The 24,459-nt window shown below is 59.2% G+C and carries 23 protein-coding genes and 1 pseudogene; 16 read left to right on the top strand and 8 right to left on the bottom strand.

The annotated features are described in order from the left end of the window. Nucleotides 1-5 precede the first annotated feature (5 nt). The gene (locus tag LOY43_RS00445; protein ID WP_095049523.1) at nucleotides 6-647 is read right to left on the bottom strand and encodes a tyrosine-protein phosphatase; all 642 of its coding nucleotides are present in this window, start codon (nucleotides 645-647) and stop codon (nucleotides 6-8) included. A 305-nt stretch (nucleotides 648-952) separates the two neighbouring features. On the opposite strand from LOY43_RS00445, the pseudogene LOY43_RS00440 reads away from it, so the two are divergent. The 3 genes and pseudogenes from LOY43_RS00440 to LOY43_RS00430 all read left to right on the top strand — a co-directional run bounded on the left by LOY43_RS00440 (nucleotide 953) and on the right by LOY43_RS00430 (nucleotide 4,799). Next, nucleotides 953-1,698: pseudogene (locus tag LOY43_RS00440) on the top strand (gluconate 2-dehydrogenase subunit 3 family protein). Between the two features lie 2 nt (nucleotides 1,699-1,700). Then, nucleotides 1,701-3,485, top strand: coding sequence for a GMC family oxidoreductase (locus LOY43_RS00435; RefSeq protein WP_116254160.1), 1,785 nt, complete (start codon nucleotides 1,701-1,703; stop codon nucleotides 3,483-3,485). A 12-nt stretch (nucleotides 3,486-3,497) separates the two neighbouring features. Next, complete coding sequence (locus LOY43_RS00430) at nucleotides 3,498-4,799, top strand: cytochrome c (RefSeq protein WP_095125100.1); 1,302 nt, start codon at nucleotides 3,498-3,500, stop codon at nucleotides 4,797-4,799. 59 nt (nucleotides 4,800-4,858) lie between these two features. Here the strand turns inward: LOY43_RS00430 and LOY43_RS00425 are convergent, their stop codons facing one another. Together LOY43_RS00425 and LOY43_RS00420 are read right to left on the bottom strand one after the other, a co-directional pair. After that, nucleotides 4,859-5,134 (bottom strand): hypothetical protein, encoded by a 276-nt coding sequence (locus LOY43_RS00425; RefSeq protein WP_095049527.1) that lies wholly within the window; start codon nucleotides 5,132-5,134, stop codon nucleotides 4,859-4,861. Nucleotides 5,135-5,341: 207 nt separating this feature from the next. After that, nucleotides 5,342-5,644 carry a hypothetical protein gene (locus LOY43_RS00420; protein WP_095049528.1) on the bottom strand — a complete coding sequence of 101 codons (303 nt, stop codon included), beginning with the start codon at nucleotides 5,642-5,644 and terminating at the stop codon, nucleotides 5,342-5,344. Nucleotides 5,645-5,871: 227 nt separating this feature from the next. Between LOY43_RS00420 and LOY43_RS00415 the strand changes: the two genes are divergently transcribed. From LOY43_RS00415 to LOY43_RS00405, 3 genes are all read left to right on the top strand, one after another. Beyond that, nucleotides 5,872-6,930 carry a PA0069 family radical SAM protein gene (locus tag LOY43_RS00415; RefSeq protein ID WP_093429491.1) on the top strand — a complete coding sequence of 353 codons (1,059 nt, stop codon included), beginning with the start codon at nucleotides 5,872-5,874 and terminating at the stop codon, nucleotides 6,928-6,930. Nucleotides 6,931-7,168: 238 nt separating this feature from the next. Then, entirely contained in the window at nucleotides 7,169-7,897 is a 729-nt protein-coding gene (locus LOY43_RS00410; protein ID WP_064116616.1) for a carbonic anhydrase, read from the top strand. 90 nt (nucleotides 7,898-7,987) lie between these two features. Beyond that, entirely contained in the window at nucleotides 7,988-9,514 is a 1,527-nt protein-coding gene (locus tag LOY43_RS00405) for a SulP family inorganic anion transporter (protein WP_095049529.1), read from the top strand. 123 nt (nucleotides 9,515-9,637) lie between these two features. Here the strand turns inward: LOY43_RS00405 and LOY43_RS00400 are convergent, their stop codons facing one another. After that, a complete protein-coding gene (locus LOY43_RS00400) occupies nucleotides 9,638-10,288 on the bottom strand; it encodes a hypothetical protein (protein ID WP_095049530.1) in 651 nt (216 codons plus the stop codon). Between the two features lie 369 nt (nucleotides 10,289-10,657). On the opposite strand from LOY43_RS00400, the gene coxB reads away from it, so the two are divergent. The 4 genes from coxB (at nucleotide 10,658) to LOY43_RS00380 (ending at nucleotide 15,045) form a co-directional block, all read left to right on the top strand. Further along, the gene (coxB, locus tag LOY43_RS00395; protein ID WP_095049531.1) at nucleotides 10,658-11,785 is read left to right on the top strand and encodes a cytochrome c oxidase subunit II; all 1,128 of its coding nucleotides are present in this window, start codon (nucleotides 10,658-10,660) and stop codon (nucleotides 11,783-11,785) included. Between the two features lie 82 nt (nucleotides 11,786-11,867). Beyond that, a complete protein-coding gene (gene ctaD, locus LOY43_RS00390) occupies nucleotides 11,868-13,454 on the top strand; it encodes a cytochrome c oxidase subunit I (protein WP_007911725.1) in 1,587 nt (528 codons plus the stop codon). Nucleotides 13,455-13,580: 126 nt separating this feature from the next. Continuing rightward, nucleotides 13,581-14,132 carry a cytochrome c oxidase assembly protein gene (locus LOY43_RS00385; RefSeq protein ID WP_077575210.1) on the top strand — a complete coding sequence of 184 codons (552 nt, stop codon included), beginning with the start codon at nucleotides 13,581-13,583 and terminating at the stop codon, nucleotides 14,130-14,132. Between the two features lie 25 nt (nucleotides 14,133-14,157). Further along, complete coding sequence (locus LOY43_RS00380) at nucleotides 14,158-15,045, top strand: cytochrome c oxidase subunit 3 (protein WP_258709043.1); 888 nt, start codon at nucleotides 14,158-14,160, stop codon at nucleotides 15,043-15,045. Between the two features lie 9 nt (nucleotides 15,046-15,054). On the opposite strand, the gene LOY43_RS00375 is transcribed toward LOY43_RS00380, so the two are convergent. After that, nucleotides 15,055-15,258, bottom strand: a complete 204-nt coding sequence (locus LOY43_RS00375) for a twin transmembrane helix small protein (protein ID WP_007911731.1) — start codon at nucleotides 15,256-15,258, stop codon at nucleotides 15,055-15,057. A gap of 71 nt (nucleotides 15,259-15,329) precedes the next feature. Here LOY43_RS00375 and LOY43_RS00370 point away from each other — a divergent pair, with 71 nt between their 5' ends. The 5 genes from LOY43_RS00370 to LOY43_RS00350 are packed head-to-tail and all read left to right on the top strand — an operon-like array spanning nucleotide 15,330 to nucleotide 19,238. Beyond that, the gene (locus LOY43_RS00370; RefSeq protein ID WP_220557239.1) at nucleotides 15,330-16,070 is read left to right on the top strand and encodes an SURF1 family protein; all 741 of its coding nucleotides are present in this window, start codon (nucleotides 15,330-15,332) and stop codon (nucleotides 16,068-16,070) included. Continuing rightward, complete coding sequence (locus LOY43_RS00365) at nucleotides 16,036-16,629, top strand: hypothetical protein (RefSeq protein WP_095125097.1); 594 nt, start codon at nucleotides 16,036-16,038, stop codon at nucleotides 16,627-16,629. Before LOY43_RS00370 ends, LOY43_RS00365 begins: the two co-directional genes overlap by 35 nt. Before the next feature lie 10 nt (nucleotides 16,630-16,639). After that, nucleotides 16,640-17,719: a heme A synthase gene (locus LOY43_RS00360; protein ID WP_095113101.1), complete on the top strand. Its 1,080-nt coding sequence runs from the start codon at nucleotides 16,640-16,642 to the stop codon at nucleotides 17,717-17,719. Continuing rightward, entirely contained in the window at nucleotides 17,707-18,606 is a 900-nt protein-coding gene (cyoE, locus tag LOY43_RS00355) for a heme o synthase (protein WP_077575206.1), read from the top strand. Before LOY43_RS00360 ends, cyoE begins: the two co-directional genes overlap by 13 nt. Beyond that, entirely contained in the window at nucleotides 18,603-19,238 is a 636-nt protein-coding gene (locus LOY43_RS00350; protein ID WP_008081211.1) for an SCO family protein, read from the top strand. The genes cyoE and LOY43_RS00350 overlap by 4 nt, the downstream gene beginning before the upstream one ends. A 252-nt stretch (nucleotides 19,239-19,490) precedes the next feature. On the opposite strand, the gene LOY43_RS00345 is transcribed toward LOY43_RS00350, so the two are convergent. The 3 genes from LOY43_RS00345 to LOY43_RS00335 all read right to left on the bottom strand — a co-directional run bounded on the left by LOY43_RS00345 (nucleotide 19,491) and on the right by LOY43_RS00335 (nucleotide 22,020). Continuing rightward, nucleotides 19,491-20,252 (bottom strand): MetQ/NlpA family ABC transporter substrate-binding protein, encoded by a 762-nt coding sequence (locus LOY43_RS00345; RefSeq protein ID WP_258709954.1) that lies wholly within the window; start codon nucleotides 20,250-20,252, stop codon nucleotides 19,491-19,493. Between the two features lie 86 nt (nucleotides 20,253-20,338). Next, entirely contained in the window at nucleotides 20,339-21,013 is a 675-nt protein-coding gene (locus LOY43_RS00340; protein ID WP_160054515.1) for a methionine ABC transporter permease, read from the bottom strand. Next, nucleotides 21,013-22,020 carry a methionine ABC transporter ATP-binding protein gene (locus LOY43_RS00335; RefSeq protein WP_095049536.1) on the bottom strand — a complete coding sequence of 336 codons (1,008 nt, stop codon included), beginning with the start codon at nucleotides 22,018-22,020 and terminating at the stop codon, nucleotides 21,013-21,015. Before LOY43_RS00335 ends, LOY43_RS00340 begins: the two co-directional genes overlap by 1 nt. Nucleotides 22,021-22,280: 260 nt before the next feature. Here LOY43_RS00335 and katE point away from each other — a divergent pair, with 260 nt between their 5' ends. After that, the gene (gene katE / locus LOY43_RS00330) at nucleotides 22,281-24,422 is read left to right on the top strand and encodes a catalase HPII (protein ID WP_258709953.1); all 2,142 of its coding nucleotides are present in this window, start codon (nucleotides 22,281-22,283) and stop codon (nucleotides 24,420-24,422) included. Nucleotides 24,423-24,459: the final 37 nt, after the last annotated feature.

Here is a 24,459-nt window from a genome sequence, read left to right as displayed (position 1 = left end):
GCCGATCACTCAATGTGGGCGGACTTGAACCAGCTTTTCATTGAACAGGTGGCGAAAGCACTGGTACTGCAATCGCCATTGACCAACGCCGTGCGCAATTTTTCGACATCCACCTGCGTCATGTAACGCACACCATCCTTGAAATGAATACTGTCGCCAAAACCGCCTTGGGTCATCTCGCTCAAGGCATCCTCTTTGCTCCACCCCTGAATCACCACTCGATACATCGCCGCCATCAGTCCGGTGCGGTCGGAACCGTGCTTGCAATGCATCAGCACCGGGCCATTGGCTTCGGCAGCCTGAATAGCCCGCAGGGTCTTGAGTACATCGGCGTCGTCAACGTGATTGGTGCGATAGGGAAGTTGCACCTGATGAATGTCGGGGTCAGACAACCAGTCGTCCGCTTCTGGCAGAAAGTTGATCACCGTGGCGACCTTGAGACTTTTCAGCAGCGGCACCGCGCCGTCATCCGGCAAGGCGCTGCGATAGAGCAATGGCGACAGCTGGAACAGGTTGTATTGCACTTCGACCGGTTGCGCCCACTCAGTCGGACGAACCGTCGATGCCGTCGCCGCCTGGGCCGGTATCCAGGGCAACAGTGCTAAAAAAGCTATACACAAAGCAGGAAAAAAACGCACTCGGGACATGCTGGTTTTACCGTGTCGGGATTCATCGATGAGGGGGAAACGCAGCTTCGGCGTTGCGCGGTCAAAGCCCTGTGAGGCGCCTGTCAAAGAAACGTGAATCCGCACGCTTTCCAGCACTGCCGTAAAGAAAACCGGTGTTTTTTCCGCTGAATCGGTTTATCCGGAAGCTTAGCCTGCTACCATTTGTCACATCATGTTGCAGACGCGTCCCCTTTTTCCGGGTCAGACCGGATCCGTCGCGACGAAAAATCCTCAAGCCGCTCGCAGAAGCGGCTGTCCTCTAATGCCTGATGAGGTGCACCCCAATGTCTGATGAAGATCGAGACAACCCGCGGCGTGAGTTTTTGCGCAAATCCCTGACCCTGATCCCGGTTGTCACCCTGGCCGGCACCGGTCTGGGCAGCAGCGTCCTGCAAGCAGCGCCTGAAGCAGCGCCGGCTGCGCCCGCGCCGCAACCGGTTCACGCTGATGCCAGCGTCTACCAACCGAGTTATTTCACCGCCGAAGAGTGGGCGTTCATCAATGCCGCCGTTGCTCAACTGATCCCCAACGATACTCAAGGACCGGGCGCGCTCGAAGCCGGTGTGCCGGAATACATCGACCGCCAGATGAACACGCCGTACGCCGCCGGTGCGCTTTGGTACATGCAAGGCCCGTTCAATGCCGACGCCGCTCCGGAAATGGGTTGGCAGAGCAAACTGGTGCCCAAAGAGATCTATCGACTCGGCATCGCCGCCACGGATCAGTGGGCAAAATCCCTCAACGGTAAAGTATTTGCTGAGCAAGACAGCGCTACCCGAGACGATTTGCTCAAGCAACTCGAAGCTGGCAAGCCGCAATTCGATGCGGTTCCGGCAAAGATTTTCTTCAATCTGCTGCTGCAAAACACCAAGGAAGGGTTCTTCTGCGACCCGATCCACGGTGGCAACAAAGGCATGGTCGGCTGGACCATGATCGGCTTCCCCGGCGCCCGCGCCGATTTCATGGATTGGGTGGAACGTAACGAGCAATACCCTTCCCGGCAGTTTCGATTCGCGGCGAGAGGGCGTAAGCATGGCAACGGTAATGAAGAAGGTTGACGCAGTGATCGTGGGTTTCGGCTGGACCGGCGCGATCATGGCCAAGGAACTGACCGAAGCGGGTCTCAACGTGCTGGCGCTGGAGCGCGGGCCGATGCAGGACACCTACCCGGACGGCAACTATCCGCAGGTGATCGACGAACTCACCTACAGCGTGCGCAAAAAACTCTTTCAGGACATCTCCAAAGAGACCGTCACCATTCGTCATAGCGTCAACGACATCGCCCTGCCGAACCGCCAGTTGGGCGCGTTCCTGCCAGGCAATGGTGTTGGCGGCGCCGGACTGCACTGGTCGGGCGTGCACTTCCGGGTCGATCCGATCGAGTTGCGCATGCGCAGCCACTACGAAGAGCGCTACGGCAAAAGCTTTATCCCCAAGGACATGACCATCCAGGACTTCGGCGTCAGCTATGAAGAGCTGGAGCCGTTCTTCGATTTCGCCGAAAAAGTCTTCGGCACCTCGGGCCAGGCCTGGACGGTGAAAGGCCAATTGGTCGGTCAGGGCAAGGGCGGCAACCCGTACGCGCCGGATCGCTCCAACCCGTTCCCGCTGGAAGCGCAGAAAAACACAGTCTCCGCACAGCTGTTCGGCAAAGCAGCGACTGAAGTCGGTTACAAGCCCTACAACTTGCCTTCGGCTAACACCTCGGGGCCTTACACCAACCCTTACGGCGCACAGATGGGCCCGTGCAACTTCTGCGGTTTCTGTAGCGGTTACGTGTGCTACATGTACTCCAAGGCGTCGCCGAACGTGAACATTCTGCCGGCGCTCAAGCCGCTGCCGAATTTCGAGCTGCGGCCTAACTCGCATGTGTTGCGGGTCAATCTCGACAGCAGCAAATCCAAAGCCACCGGCGTGACCTACATCGACGGTCAGGGTCGCGAGATCGAGCAACCGGCGGATCTGGTGATTCTCGGCGCGTTCCAGTTGCACAACGTGCGTCTGATGCTGCTGTCCGGCATCGGCAAGCCATACGACCCGATCAGCGGCGAAGGCGTGGTCGGGCGTAACTTTGCCTACCAGAACATGGCGACCATCAAGGCGTTCTTTGACAAGGACACCCACACCAACAACTTCATTGGCGCCGGCGGTAACGGCGTGGCGCTGGATGACTTCAACGCCGATAACTTCGACCACGGCCCGCACGGCTTCGTCGGCGGCTCGCCGATGTGGGTCAACCAGGCCGGCAGCCGGCCGATTGCCGGCACTTCGAACCCGCCGGGCACACCTGCGTGGGGCAGTGCCTGGAAACGCGCGACTGCCGATTACTACACCCACCAGGTGTCGATGGACGCCCACGGCGCGCATCAGTCCTACCGTGGCAACTACCTCGATCTCGATCCGGTGTACCGCGATGCCTACGGTCTGCCGCTGCTGCGGATGACCTTCGACTGGCAGGAAAACGACATCAAGATGAACCGCTTCATGGTCGAGAAAATGGGCAAGGTCGCCGAAGCGATGGGCCCGAAAGCCATTGCGGTGATCGGCAAGAAAGTCGGCGACCACTTCAACACCGCGTCTTACCAGACCACGCACCTCAACGGTGGCGCGATCATGGGTACCGATCCGAAGAAGAGCGCGTTGAACCGCTACCTGCAGAGCTGGGACGTGCACAACGTCTTCGTTCCGGGCGCCTCGGCGTTCCCGCAGGGCCTGGGTTACAACCCGACCGGGCTGGTTGCCGCACTGACCTACTGGTCGGCGAAGGCGATCCGCGAGCAGTACCTGAAAAACCCCGGCCCGCTGGTTCAGGCTTAAGGAGCGATGACCATGAAAAATCTCGTTATCGCGACTCTGGCGCTGCTCGGCAGCGCCGCAATCCATGCGGCTGAAGTTGATCAAAGTTTGATCAAACAGGGCGAATACCTCGCCCGCGCCGGTGACTGCGTAGCCTGCCACACCGCCAAGGGCGGCAAACCGTTCGCCGGTGGCCTGCCAATGGAAACGCCGATCGGCACGATCTACTCGACCAACATCACCCCGGATAAAACCGGCGTCGGTGAATACAGCTTCGAAGACTTCGATCAGGCCGTACGCCATGGCGTCGCCAAAAACGGCAGTACGTTGTACCCGGCGATGCCGTATCCGTCCTACGCGCGTGTCAGCGAAACCGACATGCAAGCGCTGTACGCGTATTTCATGCACGGCGTAGAACCGGTGGCACAGGAAAACAAGGGCAGTGATATTCCATGGCCGTTGAGCATGCGCTGGCCGCTGATGGGCTGGCGCTGGATGTTTGCGCCGAAGGTCGAGGACTACAAGCCAGTCGGTGACGACGCCGTCATCAGTCGTGGCGCGTATCTGGTCGAAGGCCTCGGCCACTGCGGTGCCTGCCATACACCACGCGCGCTGACCATGCAGGAAAAATCCCTGAGTGCGGCTGACGGTACAACCTTCCTCGCCGGCAGTGCGCCGCTGGAAGGCTGGATCGCCAAAAGCCTGCGCGGCGATCACAAGGATGGCCTCGGCGGCTGGAGCGAAGAGCAACTGGTGCAGTTTCTCAAGACCGGGCGCAGCGATCGCAGCGCGGTGTTCGGCGGCATGAGCGACGTGGTCACCCACAGCATGCAATACATGACCGATGCCGACCTGACCGCGATTGCCCGCTACCTCAAATCACTGCCGGCCACTGATCCGAACGATCAACCGCATCAGTACGATGAGAAAGCCGCCAAAGCACTGTGGAACGGTGACGACAGTCAGCGTGGTGCTGCGGTGTACATCGACAACTGCGCGGCGTGCCACCGCACCGATGGTCACGGCTACACCCGGGTGTTCCCGGCGCTGGCGGGCAATCCGGTGCTGCAATCGGAAGACCCGACTTCGTTGATTCACATTGTGCTCAAGGGCGGTACGTTGCCGGCGACGCACACGGCACCGTCGACGTTCACCATGCCGGGCTTTGCCTGGCGCCTGTCGGACCAGGAAGTGGCGGATGTGGTGAGTTTCATTCGTGGCAGTTGGGGCAACAAAGGCGCGCCAGTTGACGCTGAAGATGTAGCCAATCTACGCAAGAACGATATGCAAACGACTTCCGGGGATGATTTGGGGCAAGTCACTACGCATAACTGACGGATGTGATTGATACGCCGTTGGCACGGTTCGACTTTTCGTGCGGTGTCAGCGGCCGATCAACGCTTGGGCTGAAAGCCTTTAAACTGCGCAAATGCATCGGCCAGCTGCAGATAAAGCTTCTCGTCGTATTTGTCGATGTCGCCATCGCCGTCAGTATCGACGGCGTCTTCGCAGATCACGTCATAACGACCATTGGCCTGCGACGACGAAGCAAAAAGCGAATAGTCGTAATCCATCATTTCGGTCGCGTCCTCGCTGTAGTGATAAAAAGCGATTTCCGGACTTGCATCCCGATCCATATCCGCGATTTCCAGCAGTATTCTGATAGCCATGGATGAAACCCTGCAGATTGATTGCGTGCTTGAGATTAGGTTTGGCGAGAATTCCGGTCTACTGTCAAAGCTGACAGGGTGTATGCCCAGCCAGTCCTTTACCGGCCACCTGCCATTTACCGTCTCTTCTTCTAAAACAATAAAGCCCTGCATGAGTCGTCATGCAGGGCTTTATTTTTATTTGCTGTGAGATTCTTACATTTTCAATTACGGATTAACGATACTTACATAAGCCTTGGCCAGTGCAATCAACTTCGCTTTGTCGTCGTTATCAATATCGCCATCACCGTCCACATCTTTCTTGTTGGTGCGAACAGTGAACGTTTTGCCACGGTCGCTGGACACCGCCACTACGTAGATCGAGTCGACCAGCGCCTCGGTAGGCAGTTCCTGTTCGGCGTTCCAGCCCAGTTCCTTTCGTGCCAGTTGCATCGAAACAATGGTGTTGGGTTCCGATGCATTGGGTTGCATCATTTGCACAAAGACACCGCGTTGATTGAGGTAAGACATGAATTAAATCCTTTTAATTTAGTTATCGGACAAGTGCCACTCGGAGTAGCCAAGGCTATCTTTGATAACTTGTCGCGACAATCAAACATATGTATCTCGGGTTGTACTTCGGCTCTGCACCTATATATAAATTTTGGAACTCAACAAGTATCCCATCGCTGAACGGTACTGGATCACAGCGGGCTTGCTCATGTACTGTATGCATATACAGATCTGGAGCCTGCCCAATGATCAACCCTCTCCCCCAGCGCGGTCGCGGCACCGCCAGCAACCCGCACAACCGCTTCGCGCCGAACCGTTCGGTGGCCGAGGATGACGGCTGGTATCAGGAGGTGCCGCTGACCCAAGGCACCGAGGTGATGATCGAAACCGCGAAAACCATCATTACCCGCAATACCTCTCCGGATCTGCCCTTCGACCGCTCGATCAATCCCTACCGTGGCTGCGAGCATGGCTGCATCTATTGCTACGCACGGCCCAGCCACGCTTATTGGGACATGTCGCCAGGGCTGGACTTCGAAACCAGGCTGATCGCCAAGACCAACGCCGCCCAAGTGCTGGAGGAACAGCTCGGGAAAAAAGGCTATCAATGTGCGCCGATCAACCTGGGCTCCAACACCGATCCGTATCAGCCGATCGAGCGCGAACACAAAATCACCCGGCAGACCCTCGAAGTGCTTCTGCGCTATCGACATCCCGTGACCATCGTCACCAAAGGCTCGCTGATTCTGCGCGATCTCGACCTGCTGACCGAGTTGGCCGAGCAACGCCTGGTCGCGGTGATGATCAGCCTGACCACGCTCGATGACGAGCTCAAACGCATCCTCGAACCGCGCGCTGCTGCACCCAAAGCGCGATTGCGCGCCATTCGGGTCATGCGCGAAGCAGGCATACCGGTCGGCGTGCTGTGTTCACCGATGATTCCGATGATCAACGACAGCGAGATCGAAAACCTGCTTAACGAAGCCCACGCGGCCGGAGCACAAAGCGCTGCCTATATGATGCTGCGTCTGCCGCTGGAAGTGGCGCCGCTGTTCGAAGAATGGCTTCAGGCGCACTATCCGCAACGCGCCGCGCATGTGCTGAGCCTGATCCGCCAGAGCCGTGGCGGCGAGCTCTACGACAGCCGTTTCGGCGCACGCATGCGCGGCGAAGGGGTGTTCGCCGACCTGCTCGCGCAACGATTTGCCAAAGCCATCAAGCGTCTGGGCATCAATCACCGCGAAAGCTACAACCTCGATTGCACTGCCTTCTGTCCGCCGGGTCGCCAGATGTCGTTGATTTAGCGACAATTGGCCTATGGTTGAGGGGTTGGAATCCTTCCGCCGAAATCACTCAGTCACGTTTTTTGTGACCTGGAACACACGTGCTAGAGCGTTTGATTCAGTTTGAGTTAAGTTTCGGCGGCTACCTTGTTCATCGAGTGACTGACGGGTCGGGATGACCCGGATGTTTTAAACAGCCACTGGCTTCATACCGGAATACATGGGAACGACTCCCCTAATCCGCCAAAGAGGATGAATCATGAGTGACAAGGATAAACAGCCGTTGGCTGCGTCGGCGCAAACCCCTGAAGCGGAATCCGCCGATGCAGCGCTGCGACAGATCGTAGACGGCTTTTTGCATTTTCATCATGAGGTCTTTCCCCAGCAGGAAGAACTCTTCAAGAAACTCGCCACGGCCCAAGCGCCAAAGGCGATGTTCATCACCTGCGCCGACTCGCGCATCGTCCCTGAGCTGATCACCCAGAGCTCGCCGGGCGATCTGTTCGTGACCCGTAACGTCGGCAACGTTGTCCCGCCTTACGGCCAGATGAACGGCGGCGTATCCACCGCTATCGAATACGCGGTACTGGCGCTTGGCGTGCAGCACATCATTATCTGCGGCCACTCCGATTGCGGCGCCATGCGTGCGGTGCTCAATCCGGACAGCCTGGAAAAGATGCCGACAGTCAAAGCCTGGCTGCGCCACGCTGAAGTCGCGAAAACCATGGTGCACGACAACTGTCACTGCGCCGACGAAAAAGAAAGCATGCCGATCCTCACCGAGGAAAACGTCATCGCCCAATTGCAGCACTTGCGTACCCATCCTTCGGTAGCCTCGCGCATGGCGAACGGTCATCTGTTCATCCATGGCTGGGTCTACAACATCGAAACCAGCGAAATTAAAGCTTACGACGCGGATCAGGGACGTTTCCTGCCGCTCGATGGTAGCCATCCGATTCCGGTGGCGACGCCCAAAGCGCGCTTCTAAATCTTCCTAAACATCTGTGTGGTTTGACGCCGGCCGCTGTTTCAGCGGTTCGGCGAAGCCATGCCTGAAGAAAACTTCGGGAGAATCGCCATGCGTGCGGCTCAATTGAAAGCGGTGTTGCCACGGGAGTTGCTCGCTTCAGTGGTTGTGTTTCTGGTCGCGTTGCCGCTGTGCATGGGTATCGCGATTGCGTCAGGATTGCCACCTGCCAAAGGTCTGATCACCGGGATCATCGGCGGTCTGGTGGTTGGCTGGCTGGCGGGTTCGCCTTTGCAGGTCAGCGGGCCGGCGGCGGGTCTGGCGGTGTTGGTGTTTGAACTGGTGCGCCAGCACGGCATTGAAATGCTAGGGCCGATTCTGCTGCTCGCCGGTTTCCTGCAACTGGTGGCCGGGCGCTTGAAACTCGGTTGCTGGTTTCGGGTTACGGCGCCAGCGGTGGTTTACGGGATGCTGGCGGGGATTGGCGTATTGATCGTGCTATCGCAGGTGCATGTGATGCTCGATGCCTCACCAAAACCGTCTGGACTGGACAACCTCACGGCATTCCCGGCAGCCGTGGCGCAAGCCTTGCCGTCGTTCGGCTGGCAGGCCGGACTCCTCGGGCTGTCGACGATTGCGGTGATGTGGCTATGGGAAAAATTTCGCCCGCATTCGCTACGTTTCGTGCCCGGTGCATTGCTCGGCGTGGGTCTGGCGACAGCTGCCAGTCTGCTGCTGGCGTTGCAGGTCAAACGTGTTGAAGTACCGGCGAATCTGGCCGAAGCCATTGATTGGCTGAAACCGGCGGACCTGCTCAGCCTGGCCGACCCGACGCTGCTGATCGCCGCGTTCGCCGTGGCGTTTATCGCCAGCGCCGAAACCTTGTTGTCCGCCGCTGCGGTGGATCGCATGCACAGCGGCGTGCGTTCGGACTTCGACCGTGAGCTGTCGGCGCAAGGTGTCGGCAACATGCTCTGCGGTCTGCTCGGCGCGCTGCCGATGACCGGGGTGATCGTGCGCAGTTCGGCCAACGTACAGGCTGGTGCGACCACGCGTTACTCGACGATCTTCCATGGTCTGTGGCTGCTGGCGTTCGTGCTGTTGCTGTCGAGTGTGCTGCAAAGCATTCCGGTGGCGAGTCTGGCGGGTGTGCTGGTGTACACCGGGTTCAAACTGGTCGATCTCAAAGCGTTTCGAGGTCTGGGTCGTTATGGGCGGATGCCGATGTTCACCTATGCGGCGACGGCGCTGTCGATCATCTTCACTGACCTGCTGACCGGGGTGTTGATCGGTTTCGGTCTGACGATGTTGAAACTGGCATTCAAGGCTTCGCGATTGAAGATCAGCCTGATCGATCTGCCGCAGGACGGCGAGATGGAGTTGCGTCTGGTCGGCGCGGCGACATTCCTCAAAGTGCCGGCGTTGACGCAAGTGCTGGGCAGTATTCCGCAAGGCACCACGGTGCATGTGCCGCTCAATAACCTGAGCTACATCGACCATTCGTGTCTGGAGTTGCTGGAGGAGTGGGGCCGGGCGAATGCGGCGAAGGGCTCGAAGCTGTTGATTGAGTCGCGCGGGTTGAAGCGCAGGCTTGAGGGACGGATTCGCACAACTACCGGGATCGGCGCTGCCGGCTAAATTTGCTGGTTGAACTCAACCCCTGTAGGAGCTGCCGCAGGCTGCGATCTTTTGATGTTGTTTTTAACAATCAAGATCAAAAGATCGCAGCCTGCGGCAGCTCCTACATTGGATCGTGTGAACTCAGGCAGCAGGCTGGTCCAGTTCCAGGCCCACACCCAGGCGTCGGCTCATGCATGGCCAGCGTTTCCACGCGGCGCCGGTGTCCGGGCTGCTGAGTTTGCCGCGGTAGGCTTCTACCGACTCCAAGGCAAAACTCTCGTCGTTGAGCATCTCGTCGATGGCGTGATGCACCGCTTCGTCCAGTTGGTTGGCAAATTCCTCACCGATCAATTGGTGAGCAATCAAGTTAGCGACCGTCATGTCCAAGGGGATCAGTGGCTGGCCGAAATGCTTGATGTACAGGTCGTTGACCTCTTCAACAAAACGGTGCGCCAGATAGGCTTCGTCGAGCAGGCTGTCCAGGCCAACGTGCCCGGCCATGATGGCTGGCGGCTGGAGGAAATACTGCTCGGCGATTTTCAGCACCGGTTTGATCTGCGATTCGATTCCCGCTTCCCTGGCAACTTCATTGGCTGCATCCAGCAGGTCTGGCACTTCATCAATGTAGGCGGCGACAAAACGCGTCAGCACACCGTTGGCGTCGGCTTCCGGCAATTGGATCGCCGGGTGTAAATGAGGCAGCTTGCTTTCCAGCTGACGGGTCAGCAGGCCGGTTTCTTTTTCGTGTTGTTGGGCTTTTTGGATCTGCTCGCGCAATGCGGCGGTGTTCATGAAAACTCCAGGAAACAAGGCAATGAAATAGGGAAGACATAACTTAGCTGGCTTACGAAAAATGCTAAGACGCATTTGTCATAATTATTTCATCCTTGATGCACCTGCGTTATATCGGTTTGCCACCACTCGTCTGCATCCTTCTCCATTCGTGCCCTTGAACGCAAGTGCCAGCTGTTTCAGCTGATTTACGTGCGCACATTGCAATTTCCCGTCGCTGTCTATACTCGCCATTGAATGGAGTTAGCTGATGACGCCCGACTGCACCCGCAGCAAGGCCCGGCGATTCAAGTTCGTAGTCTGATGCAGCCGCTCCCTTGCCGCAGGCGAAAGCCGGCGGGATAACAAGAACGATAAGGGGAACCCGCAATGATGCGACATCCACACGTCTGGATGGGCCTCCTGTTGTGGTCGATTTTCAGTCCGGCACACGCTGCCTGGACTGTGAATATGGCGCCTGGAGCGACTGAAATCAGTCACGCAGTATTCGACCTGCACATGACCATTTTCTGGATCTGTGTGGTGATCGGGATCATCGTCTTCGGCGCCATGTTCTGGTCGATGATGGTGCACCGCCGTTCTACCGGGCAGGTCGCCGCAAAATTCCACGAAAGCACTACCGTCGAAATTCTCTGGACCGTCGTACCGTTCCTGATTCTGGTGGCGATGGCCGTACCGGCGACCGCCACCTTGATCAAGATGTACGACACCAGTGAGCCGGATATCGATATCCAGATCACCGGTTATCAGTGGAAGTGGCACTACAAATACCTGGGCCAGGACGTCGAGTTCTTCAGCAACCTGGCCACCCCCGCCGAGCAGATCCACAACAAGGAAACCAAGAGCGAGCATTACTTGCTCGAGGTCGACAAGCCGTTGGTGCTGCCGACCGGCGCCAAAGTACGCTTCCTCGTGACTTCCGCCGACGTCATTCACTCCTGGTGGGTGCCGGCCTTCGCGGTGAAACGCGATGCGATCCCGGGATTCGTCAACGAGGCGTGGACGCGCATCGACAAGCCCGGCATTTACCGTGGCCAGTGCGCCGAACTGTGCGGCAAGGATCACGGCTTCATGCCGATCGTGGTCGAGGTCAAGGACAAGGCCGACTACGACAAGTGGCTCGCCGAGCGCAAAGCCGAGGCCGCGCAGCTTAAAGAGCTGACCAGCAAGGAATGGACCCTCGACGAACTCAAGGAGCGCGGCGACAAGGTCTACCACACCACCTGCGTTGCCTGTCACCAGGCCGAAGGCCAAGGCCTGCCGCCGATGTTCCCGGCGCTCAAGGGCTCGAAAATTGCCACCGGCCCGATCAAGGATCACTTGAGCATTGTCTTCCACGGCAAACCCGGCACCGCCATGGCGGCGTTCGGCAAGCAGCTGTCGGAAGTCGATATCGCAGCGGTCGTGACCTACGAACGTAACGCCTGGGGCAACAACAAGGGCGACATGGTCACGCCAAAAGAAGTGCTGGAGCTGAAACAGGCGGAAAGCAAATGAGCCGGTCTATCGCGTACCTCGTGAACCGGCCGGGGCAGCGCGCCCCGGCCCGCCCCACCCACTCACGTAAAGGAGACCGGCCATGAGCGCTGTCATCGATGACCACGGTCATGCCGACCACGCCCACGGCCCCGCCAAAGGCCTGATGCGCTGGGTGCTGACCACCAACCACAAGGACATTGGCACCCTGTACCTGTGGTTTGCGTTTTCCATGTTCCTGCTCGGCGGTACGTTCGCGATGGTGATTCGCGCCGAACTGTTCCAGCCCGGATTGCAGATCGTCGAACCGGCGTTCTTCAACCAGATGACCACCATGCACGGTCTGGTGATGGTCTTCGGTGCGGTGATGCCAGCCTTCGTCGGCCTCGCCAACTGGATGATCCCGTTGATGATCGGCGCGCCGGACATGGCCCTGCCGCGGATGAACAACTTCAGTTTCTGGCTGTTGCCGGCGGCGTTCCTGATCCTCGTGTCGACCCTGTTCACTCCCGGTGGCGGGCCGAATTTCGGCTGGACGTTCTATGCGCCGCTGTCGACGACGTATGCGCCGGAAAGCGTGACCTTCTTTATCTTCGCCATCCACTTGATGGGCATCAGTTCGATCATGGGCGCGATCAACGTGGTCGCGACCATCCTCAACCTGCGCGCTCCCGGCATGACGCTGATGAAAATGCCGCTGTTCGTCTGGACCTGGCTGATCACCGCGTTCCTGCTGATCGCGGTGATGCCGGTGCTGGCCGGGTGCGTGACGATGATGCTGATGGACATCCACTTCGGCACCAGTTTCTTCAGTGCTGCCGGTGGCGGTGACCCGGTGTTGTTCCAGCATGTGTTCTGGTTCTTCGGGCATCCCGAGGTGTACATCATGATCCTGCCGGCCTTCGGCGCCGTCAGCTCGATCATCCCGACCTTCTCGCGCAAGCCGCTGTTCGGCTACACCTCGATGGTCTACGCGACGGCGAGCATCGCGTTCCTGTCGTTCATCGTCTGGGCGCACCACATGTTCGTGGTCGGCATTCCGTTGGTGGGCGAGCTGTTCTTCATGTACGCCACGCTGCTGATCGCGGTGCCAACCGGGGTGAAGGTGTTCAACTGGGCCAGCACCATGTGGCAAGGCTCGCTGACCTTCGAGACACCGATGCTGTTTGCCGTGGCGTTCGTGATCCTGTTCTCCATCGGCGGTTTCTCCGGGCTGATGCTGGCCATCGCCCCGGCGGACTTCCAGTACCAGGACACCTACTTTGTGGTCGCGCACTTCCACTACGTGCTGGTGCCGGGGGCGATCTTCGGGATCTTCGCCTCGACCTACTACTGGCTGCCGAAATGGACCGGGCACATGTACGACGAAACCCTCGGCAAGCTGCACTTCTGGCTGTCGTTTGTCGGCATGAATCTGACCTTTTTCCCGATGCACTTTGTGGGACTGGCGGGGATGCCTCGGCGGATTCCGGACTACAACCTGCAGTTCGCCGACTTCAACATGGTCTCCTCGATTGGCGCGTTCATGTTCGGCGCGACGCAGATTTTCTTCCTGTTCATCGTGATCAAGACCATTCGCGGCGGCCCGCCAGCACCGGCCAAACCTTGGGATGGTGCGGAAGGTCTGGAGTGGAGCGTGCCGTCACCGGCGCCGTACCACACCTTCACCACACCGCCGGAAGTGAAATGAACACAGATCTCCCTGTGGGGGCGAGCCTGCTCGCGAAGAACGATGACGCGGTTCATCTGGTGCACCGAGTTGTCTGCTTCGCGAGCAGGCTCGCTCCCACAAGGGATCTGCGCAGAGGCATGAACCATGGCTGATTCGATCTCGCTGAAAAAACTCGTCACCCGCCTGCTCGGGGTGGTGGTGGCGATGTTTGTCTTCGGCTTTGCCCTGGTGCCGATCTACGACGTGATGTGCAAGGCCTTCGGCATCAACGGCAAGACCGGTGGGCAGTACGAGGGTGAGCAAGTGGTCGACACTTCTCGCCAGATCCGTGTGCAGTTTCTCTCGACCAACACCGCCGACATGCCCTGGGATTTCTACCCCAAGCATGACGAACTCACCGCCAACCCCGGCGCGGTCAACGAGATGATCTTCATCGCGCGCAACCCCACCGACAAACCGATGAGTGCGCAAGCCGTGCCGAGCATCGCGCCGAGCAATGCGGCGGCGTATTTCCACAAGACCGAATGCTTTTGCTTTACCCAGCAGGTGCTGCAGCCCGGTCAGCAGATCGAAATGCCGGTGCGCTTCATTGTTGACCGCGACATGCCCAAGGATGTGAAGCACCTGACGCTGTCCTACACGCTGTTCGATATCACCGCCCGACATCCACCGGTGGCTGTAAACACTGGCGGTTGAGCGTGCCCGATAAGGAGAACAATAAATGGCAACTCATGAGCACTATTACGTACCGGCCCAGAGCAAATGGCCGATCATCGCCACTTTCGGCATGGCCATTACCGTCTACGGCCTGGCCGTCTGGTTCAACGATCTGAAGGCGACGCGCCCGGAATCCCACGGCCCGTACATCTTTTTCGTCGGCAGCCTGTTGCTGGCGTACATGCTGTTCGGCTGGTTTGGGGCGGTGATCAAGGAAAGCCGCGCGGGGCTTTACAGCGCGCAGCTGGATCGCTCGTTTCGCTGGGGCATGAGTTGGTTCATCTTCTCCGAGGTGATGTTCTTCGCTGCCTTCTTCGGCGCGCTGTTTTATGTGCGGCACGTTTCCGGACCAGCACTCGGCGGTGAAGGCACCAAAGGCATCGCGCACATGCTCTGGCCGAACTTCCAGTTCACCTGGCCGCTGCTGCACACGCCGGATCCGAAACTGTTCCCGCCGCCCAAGGACGTCATCAGCCCGTGGGGCCTGCCGCTGATCAACACGATCCTGCTGGTCAGCTCCAGTGTGACCATCACCATCGCTCACCATGCCTTGAAGAAGGGCCATCGCGGCGCACTGAAAATCTGGCTGGCGATCACCGTGCTGCTCGGCTGCGCGTTTCTCGGCTTCCAGGCTGAGGAATACATTCACGCCTATCACGAACTGGGCCTGACCCTCGGTTCGGGCATTTATGGCGCGACGTTCTTCATGCTCACCGGTTTCCACGGCGCCCACGTGACCATCGGCACGATCATTCTGTTTGTGATGCTGATGCGCATCATGAAGGGCCACTTCGACAACGAGCACCAGTTCGGTTTCGAAGCGGCGAGCTGGTATTGGCACTTCGTCGACGTGGTGTGGATCGGGCTCTTTATCTTCGTTTACGTGCTCTGAGGACCAGAGCTACCAAGGCGCATGCGACACCAGTTGGCCGCTGTAAAAGCCCCAGGCGATCAAGCCGACGGTGGCGGCGGCCAATGCCACCCGAACACTCAAGGCGATGACCAGGCGATTGGAACTGCTGTCGTCCTTGACCAGGAAAAACAGGCCGCTGAACAGGCTGATCACCGTGGCAATCAGCATCAGGACGATGGCTGTTTTGAGCATGGGAAGAACTCCGGGGGACAGGCGATGCAGTTGAGTATAGCGATCGCAACGACTGACTTTGTGGCGCAGCCATGAAGCGCTTTCGCCCAGGCGTGATACCGACCGTGGTGGTGGCGTTGTTGCTGCCGCTGCTGGTGTCGCTGGGCTTCTGGCAATTGAGTCGGGGTGCCGAGAAAACCGCCCTGCTCGCCAGTTACGCGGAACGCCGCGCTGCCGAACCGATGGCCAGCAGCGAACTGCTCAATAGCGCTGATCCGGCTTATCGCCGCGTGCATCTGCACGGTCAGTTCGATGCTGCGCACAGTTTGCTGCTGGATAACCGCCAGCGTAACGGCAAGGTCGGCGTCGAGTTGCTGCAACCCTTTCAGGATCAACGCACCGGATTGTGGCTGCTGGTCAATCGCGGCTGGCTGCCGTGGCCGGATCGCCGCGTGCCGCCACAATTCACTACGCCCAGTGAAGCGTTGAATGTCGATGCCTGGGTCTACGTCGCCCCTGGCGCCACTTTTCAGTTGCACGCCGACCCGGTCAGCAGCACCTGGCCGCAAACCATCACTGCCGTCGAACCCGTCAAGCTGTGGAAAACCCTTGAGCGCGACGGCTTCACCTACGAATTACGCGCCGAACCCGGCCCGGCCAGCTACGAGGCCGATTGGCCGGTGGTCGCCATGGGCCCGGAAAAACACCTCGGTTACGCCTTGCAGTGGTTCGCCATGGCCACCGCCCTGCTCGGCCTCTACGTCTATTTGGGCTTGCACAACGCAAAGGAGAACCACCATGGGAACGGCCATGAATCCACCCAGCATGTCTGAGGCGAAGCCTGCCGCCACCCGTCGTCGCGGGCGCATTCAGTTATTGCTGATTGTGCTTGGCGTGATCGGGCCGATGGTGCTCGCCACCGGCATGTACAAATTGCAGTTCTGGGTGCCAGAAGGTCGCAGCTATCACGGCGAACTGATCGGCAACGGCCAGACCCGCGCCGACCTCGGCGTGCAAGCGGAGGAAGAGCGCTGGCAGATACTGGTCACCGCACCGAAAGACTGCGCGGTGGACTGCCAGCAACTGGTGTATCTGGCGCGGCAGATCCAGATCGGCCTCGGTCGCGATGCCGGCCGCGCAAGCCACGCCCTTGCTGCTGCGCAACCGGTGAGCGCTGATTACGACGCCAAGCTGACCCGCGAATATCCGCAACTGCAACGCTACCCGCTGGACGCCGGTGTGTTCAGCAAGACAACCGGCGACAAAGCCACGCCGCAACTGTGGATCATCGACCCTCACGGCAATCTCGTACTGCGTTACGAGCCGAATGTAAAAGGCAAGGATCTGCTCAACGACCTGCGGCACCTGCTGAAACTGTCGAACATCGGATAAGGGCATCGTCATGGCCAAACCTGGATTTCGCCTCGCGCTGTTTGCCACCCTGCTGGCACTTATTGTGGTGCTGCTCGGCGCCTACACGCGCCTGACCCACGCAGGCTTAGGCTGTCCGGACTGGCCGGGCTGCTACGGGTTTATCAGCGTGCCGAAAAGCGAAGCCCAACTGGCCCATGCCGAACTGCATTACCCCGACTCGCCAGTGGAGGCGCACAAGGGCTGGAACGAGATGATCCACCGCTATTTCGCCGGTACCCTCGGCCTGCTTATTTCGATTCTGGCCGGACGCGCGTGGGTTAACCGTCGTCATCCGGGGCAGCCGTTGAAGTTGCCGCTGTTCCTGCTGGCCGTAGTGTTCGCGCAAGCGGCGTTCGGCATGTGGACGGTGACGCTCAAGCTCTGGCCGCAGGTGGTCACCGGGCATTTGCTCGGCGGCTTTGCGACGCTGAGTCTGTTGTTTTTACTGACGTTGCGATTGTCCGGTGTGCTGCCGGCGCTGACCGTGCCCAAGCGTTTGCAGTATTGGGCGACGGCGGGATTGTTGTTGGTGATCGGCCAGATTGCGCTGGGTGGCTGGGTCAGTTCCAACTACGCGGCGGTGGCCTGCATTGATTTCCCGACCTGCCACGGGCAATGGTTGCCACCGGCGGATTTCGCCAACGGTTTTCACCTGACCCAGCACATCGGCCCGAATTATCTGGGTGGGCAACTCGACAGCGATGCACGCACGGCGATTCACCTGACTCATCGTATCGGCGCGCTGCTGGTGACGCTGGTGCTGCTCGGTCTCGCTTGGCAATTGAAAGTGGTTGGCATGACGCGGCTGGCCGGCCTCGTGCTGATCGCCCTCGCCGCACAGATCACCCTCGGCATCAGCAACGTGTTGTTCCATCTGCCGCTGCCGGTGGCGGTCGCGCATAACGCTGGCGGTGCGGCGCTGTTGCTGACCATGGTGCTGGTCAATTACCACGCGCGCACCAGCCTGGTCCGGGTCAAACAACCGGTGCTCGCGCGCTGGCGCCTGAGCCCGCGCAAACACGCGGCCGCGCCCATCACCATAAAAGGAGAAACACCGTGGCGATTCTGATTGGCGAGCGCCCGCATCAGGCGATCTGGCGTGATTATCTGGAGCTGACCAAACCGAAAGTCGTGGTGCTGATGCTGATCACCTCGCTGGTCGGCATGTTCCTCGCGACCCGCGCCGGGGTGCCGTGGACGGTACTGGTGTTCGGTAATCTGGGCATTGCGTTGTGTGCCGGTGGCGCGGCGGCGGTCAACCATGTGGTCGATCGGCGCATCGATGCGGTGATGGCGCGCACACACAAACGGCCATTGGCGGAAGGCCGGGTGTCGCCCGCGGCGGCGCTGACCTTTGCACTGGTGCTGGCGCTGCTCGGGCAGGCCTTGTTGCTGACCTTCACCAACCCGCTGACGGCTTGGCTGACCCTGGCTTCGCTGCTCGGTTACGCAGTGATCTACACCGGTTTCCTCAAACGCGCGACGCCACAGAACATCGTTATCGGTGGCCTCGCCGGCGCCGCGCCACCGCTGCTCGGCTGGACGGCTGCCACCGGCCACGTCAGTGCCGAACCGTTGTTGCTGGTGCTGATCATCTTCGCCTGGACGCCGCCGCACTTCTGGGCGCTGGCGATCCATCGCAAAGAGGAATACGCCAAGGCCGACATCCCGATGCTGCCGGTCACCCACGGCGAGCACTACACCAAAGTGCACATTCTGCTGTACACCTTTGCACTGCTGGCGGTAAGTCTGCTGCCTTACGTGATTCACATGAGCGGCATGCTCTACCTGATTTGCGCCCTCGCCCTCGGCGCAAGGTTTCTGCAATGGGCCGTGGTGCTGTACCGTGGCACTCGGCCGCACGCGGCGATCAACACCTTCAAGTACTCTATTTGGTACTTGTTTCTGCTGTTCATTGCCCTGCTCGTAGACCACTACTTACTGTTGAACCTATGACTCGAACCCAGAAAACCGTCTTCATCCTCGTCGCCGTGATCGCGCTGATCCTGGGACTTACCGTCAACAAAGTACTGAGCGGCAAGGGCCAGGGCGACCCGACTGCGCTGATCGACGCCGGCATTATCCTGCTGCCGCAGAGCCGCAATCTGCCGGATGTGACGATGACCGATCAGGACGGCAAACCGGTGGCGATCAACGAGTTGAAAGGCAAGTGGAGCCTGCTGTTCTTCGGCTACACGTTCTGCCCGGACATCTGCCCGACAACGTTGGCGCAGCTGCGGCAGATCAAGAGTGAGCTGCCGAAAGACGCTGTGGATAAGTTGCAGATCGTGCTGGTCAGCGTTGATCCGAACCGCGATAACCCCAAGCAGTTGAAGCAGTACCTAGGCTATTTTGATCCGCAGTTCATTGGCCTGACGCCGACTTCGATCGAAGAGCTGCAGAAGGTGGCGAACGCGGTGAGTATTCCGTTTATTCCGGCGGATACCAGTAAGCCGAATTACACGGTGGATCACAGCGGTAATCTCGCGGTGATCGGCCCGGACGGGACGCAGCGGGGGTTTATTCGGGCGCCGTTGAATAATGCCAAACTGGTTGCGCAGCTGCCGGTGATGCTTAACCGCAAATAAAAGCTGAAGAGCGAAAAGCCCCTCACCCTAGCCCTCTCCCAGAGGGAGAGGGAACTGACCGAGGTGTTTGTTCGAGTTGCGCCGACCTGCAATTGTGAGTCGAACTCAGGCTCGAAAAGCTTGAAGATCGGCCCCCTCTCCCTCGGGAGAGGGCTGGGGTGAGGGGAAGCTTCACAGCAGGTCCAAAGCCAAGCACAAGACACAAAAAAGGGGACGCGCATGGCGTCCCCTTTTCGTTGCAGCATTCCTGAATCAGAACGCCGGCAACACCGCGCCTTTGTACTTCTCGGTAATGAATTTCTTCACTTCCGGGCTGTGCAGCGCAGCAGCGAGTTTCTTCATCGCGTCGCTGTCCTTATTGTCCGCGCGGGACACGAGGATGTTCACGTACGGCGAGTCGTTACCTTCGATCACCAGCGCATCCTTGGACGGATCGAGCTTGGCTTCCAGCGCGTAGTTGGTGTTGATCAGCGCCAGATCGACCTGGGTCAGCACGCGCGGGATGGTCGCGGCTTCCAGTTCACGGATTTTCAGGTCTTTCGGGTTTGTCGCAATGTCTTTGACGGTCGACAGGATGTTGGTCGGATCCTTCAAAGTGATCACGCCAGCCTTGGCCAGCAGCAACAGCGCGCGGCCGCCGTTGGTGGCGTCGTTCGGGATCACCACGTTGGCGCCGCTTGGCAGATCCTTCAGGTCCTTGAGCTTGCTCGAGTAAGCGCCCAGCGGCTCCAGGTGCACACCGGTCACGGCAACCAGACTAGTGCCCTTGGCCTTGTTGAACTCATCGAGATACGGCTGGTGCTGGAAGAAGTTGGCGTCCAGACGCTTTTCCGCGACCTGTACGTTCGGCTGAATGTAGTCGGTAAAGACCTTGACCTTCAGCTCCACGCCTTCTTTGGCTAGCGCCGGCTTCACGAACTCGAGGATTTCTGCGTGCGGCACCGGAGTGGCGGCAACGGTCAGGGTTTCGGCGTGGGCCGAGAATGCTGCAACGGCAGCAAAAGCAGCGATCAGTTTTTTTCATTCAGCTAACTCCTTATGAGGCGCCCGTCTGGCGCCTGCCAGCGAATGGCCGGCTCATCTGTTCAATACAAAACTGCTTATTTGCGCGAGAAATGCACGACCAGTCGATCACCGACCATCTGCAGCACTTGCACCAGAATCAACAGCAACACCACAGTGACGATCATCACGTCTGTCTGGAAACGCTGGTAACCGAAACGGATCGCCAGGTCGCCGAGACCACCGGCACCGACCACACCGGCCATTGCCGTGTAGGACACCAGTGTAATCGCCGTCACCGTAATCGCCGCGAAGATGCCTGGGCGCGCTTCCGGCAACAAGGCGTTGATGATGATCTGCCGCGTGGTCGCACCCATCGACTGAGTCGCTTCGATGATGCCGCGATCGACTTCACGCAGCGCGGTTTCCACCAGACGCGCGAAGAACGGCGTGGCACCCACGACCAATGGCGGAATCGCACCGGCCACGCCCAGCGACGTGCCGGTGATCAGCACGGTGAACGGGATCATAACGATCAACAGAATGATGAACGGCAGCGAACGCAGGATGTTCACCGCCAGCGACATGAACGCGTAGAGGCCACGGTTTTCCAGCAACTGACGCGGGCTGCACAGAAACAGCAACACGCCCAGCGGCAGGCCGAGCAATACGGTGAACAGCAGCGAACCACCGAGCATCAGCATCGTATCGCCGGTTGCCAGCCAGATTTCGTACCAGTCGATATTGGTGAAGAAACTGATCAGGTCTTCCATTAGCGCAATACCTCCATGTGAACGTCAGCGGCGGTGAAGCGGGCGAACGCCGCTTCCATGTCGCCACCGGTGACGGCGAGGGTCAATTGCCCGTACGGAATGTCTTTGATGCGGTCGATACGACCGGCGAGGATGCTGTAGTCGACGCCGGTTTCCCGGGCGACGGTGCCAAGCAACGGCGCGTAGGTCGCTTCGCCCTGGAAGGTCAGACGCACGATGCGGCCCGGCACGTGAGCGAAGTCATCACGCTGCTCGCTTTCGTCGATCTGCTCGCTTTCCTGCACAAAACGCTTGGTGGTCGGGTGTTTTGGATGCAGGAACACATCGGCCACCGAACCTTGCTCGACGATCACGCCAGCGTCCATCACCGCCACTTGATCGCAGACGCGACGTATCACGTCCATCTCGTGGGTGATCAGGACGATGGTCAGTTTCAGTTCGCGGTTGATCTCGGCCAGCAGTTGCAGGACCGACGCGGTGGTCTGCGGGTCGAGGGCACTGGTGGCCTCGTCGCACAGCAGAATCTTCGGCTTGGTCGCCAGGGCGCGGGCGATGCCGACGCGCTGCTTCTGACCGCCGGACAATTGCGCCGGGTACTTCTTGGCGTGGTCGGACAGACCGACGCGCGCCAGCAATTCGGCAACACGCTTGTCGATTTCGCTGCCCGACAGTTCGCCGGCCAGGGTCAGCGGCAACGCAACGTTGTCGGCCACGGTCTTGGAGGCAAGCAGGTTGAAGTGCTGGAAGATCATCCCGACTTGCTGGCGGAAACGGCGCAGGCCTTTGGCGTCGAGCGCGGTGACTTCTTCGCCGTCGACGATGATCTTGCCGCCACTGGAGTTCTCCAGGCGATTGATCAGACGCAGCAGGGTACTTTTGCCCGCGCCGGAATGGCCGATGAGGCCGAACACCTGCCCGTTCTCGATAGAGAGACTGGTCGGGTGCAGCGCGGGAATGTCCTTACCGGCGACGCGGTAAGTCTTGTGGACGTTTTGAAACTCGATCACGTAGCGAACCTTGTGGGGCGCGTTAGAAAAGGATCAGCGGTTAGCCGGGCGCGCATTTTAGCCTGTCCGTATAGAGGTTCTTAGCATTTATTTCGCAATTAACCTTCGATTTGGCAATAACAAGATCAAAGGTCATAAAAAAGGAACGTCCAAAGCAGCCCATCAGTCACTAAGTAAGCGACTTGAAAACCCTGGGTGCCGTGCCCGGGAACCACTCAAGAGTCCCCGGCCAGCATCGGGGTCAACCGAGGAGTTTACGACTGATGAGCAAGAAGCCTACGACCGATAAAAGCCAGATGGCCGGAACCGATGCCCCGGATCGCGCCAACACCAACGCCAAACTCGACAGCCTGGAAAAGTTTCGCTCCGACGCCACCGGCCAGGCCCTGCGCACCAACCAAGGTGTGAAGATCGCTGACAACCAGAACACCCTCAAGGCCGGCCCTCGTGGGCCGTCGCTGCTTGAAGACTTCATCATGCGGGAAAAGATCACGCATTTTGACCATGAGCGGATCCCGGAACGCATCGTCCATGCGCGCGGCACCGGCGCGCATGGTTTCTTTCAGGCCTACGAGAACCATTCGACGCTGACCAAGGCCGGTTTCCTACAAGATCCGGGCAAGAAGACTCCAGTGTTCGTGCGCTTTTCCACGGTTCAGGGCCCACGCGGTTCCGGCGACACCGTGCGTGACGTACGCGGTTTCGCGGTGAAGTTCTTCACCGATGAAGGCAACTTCGACCTGGTCGGCAACAACATGCCGGTGTTCTTTATTCAGGACGCGATCAAGTTTCCCGACTTCGTCCACGCGGTGAAACCCGAACCGCACAATGAAATCCCAACCGGTGGCTCAGCTCACGATACCTTCTGGGATTTCGTTTCGCTGGTGCCGGAATCGGCGCACATGGTCATCTGGGCGATGTCTGACCGGGCGATCCCGAAAAGCCTGCGCAGCATGCAGGGCTTCGGCGTGCACACCTTCCGTCTGATCAACGCGGAGGGCAAATCGCGCTTCGTCAAATTCCACTGGCGCCCTACCGCCGGCACTTGTTCGCTGGTGTGGGACGAGGCGCAGAAGCTTGCCGGTAAAGACACCGACTACCACCGTCGCGACCTCTGGGAAGCGATCGAAATGGGCGATTACCCGGAATGGGAACTCGGCGTACAGATCATCGAGGAGGAAAACGAGCACGACTTCGACTTCGATATCCTCGACCCGACCAAGCTGATCCCCGAAGAAATCGTGCCGATCACGCCGCTGGGCAAGATGACGCTGAACCGCAACCCGGACAACTTCTTTGCCGAGACCGAGCAGGTCGCGTTCTGCCCTGGCCACATCGTGCCGGGCATCGACTTCTCCAATGACCCGCTGCTGCAAGGTCGGCTGTTTTCCTACACCGACACGCAAATCAGCCGACTCGGTGGGCCGAATTTTCACGAGTTGCCGATCAACCGGCCGGTTGCGCCGTTCCACAATGGCCAGCGTGATGCGCAGCACCGCACGGTGATCGACAAGGGCCGCGCCTCGTATGAGCCGAACTCGATTGATGGCGGCTGGCCCAAAGAAACCCCGCCGGCCGCGCAGGACGGTGGCTTCGAGAGTTATCCAGAACGAATCGATGCGAACAAGATCCGCCAGCGCAGCGAGTCGTTCAGCGATCACTTCTCCCAGGCGACGTTGTTCTTTAACAGCATGAGCGATCACGAGAAGGAGCATATCATTGCCGCTTACAGCTTCGAGCTGGGCAAGGTTGAGCGCGAGTTCATCCGTGCGCGGGAAGTGAACGAGATTCTGGCCAACATTGACCTCGAACTGGCCAAGCGCGTTGCGGCCAATCTAGGTCTGCCGGCACCAGGCAAAGGCACGGTCGAGGCTCGTAAAACCTCTTTCGATCATTCGCCGTCATTGAGTCAGGCCAACCTGTTGCCGGAAAACATCAAGACGCGAAAAGTGGCGATTCTTGCCGCGAATGGCGTCGATGGTGCAGCGATTGATGCGATGAAGAAGGCTCTGGCGGCTGAAGGTGCGCATGCCAAGTTACTCGGCGCAACTTCAGCGCCGGTGAAGACCGCTGACGGCAAAATGTTGCCAGTAGATGCTTCGATGGAAGGCATGCCGTCGGTGATTTTTGACGCGGTGTTCGTGCCGGGTGGCACGGCGTCGGTGAAGGCGTTGAGCGGCGATGGCGTGGCGCTGCACTACCTGCTGGAGGCGTACAAGCATCTGAAGGCGATTGCGTTGCACGGCGAGGCCAAGCAATTGCAGGATCTGCTGAAACTGGAGGCGGATGACGGATTGCTGCAGGGCAAGGATGTGCCAGCGTTGACCAAGCCGTTCTTTGCGGCGATCGGGCAGCATCGGGTTTGGGCGCGGGAGCCTAAGGCGAAGGCCATTCCGGCTTAAAAGCTTCGGTAATAGAAAGACCGCTTTCGCGAGCAGG

This window comes from Pseudomonas sp. B21-041, assembly GCF_024748675.1.
Lineage (GTDB): Bacteria > Pseudomonadota > Gammaproteobacteria > Pseudomonadales > Pseudomonadaceae > Aquipseudomonas > Aquipseudomonas neuropathica.
Note: the sequence above shows the minus strand (reverse complement) of the source record. Positions and strands in the feature narration are given on the sequence as shown.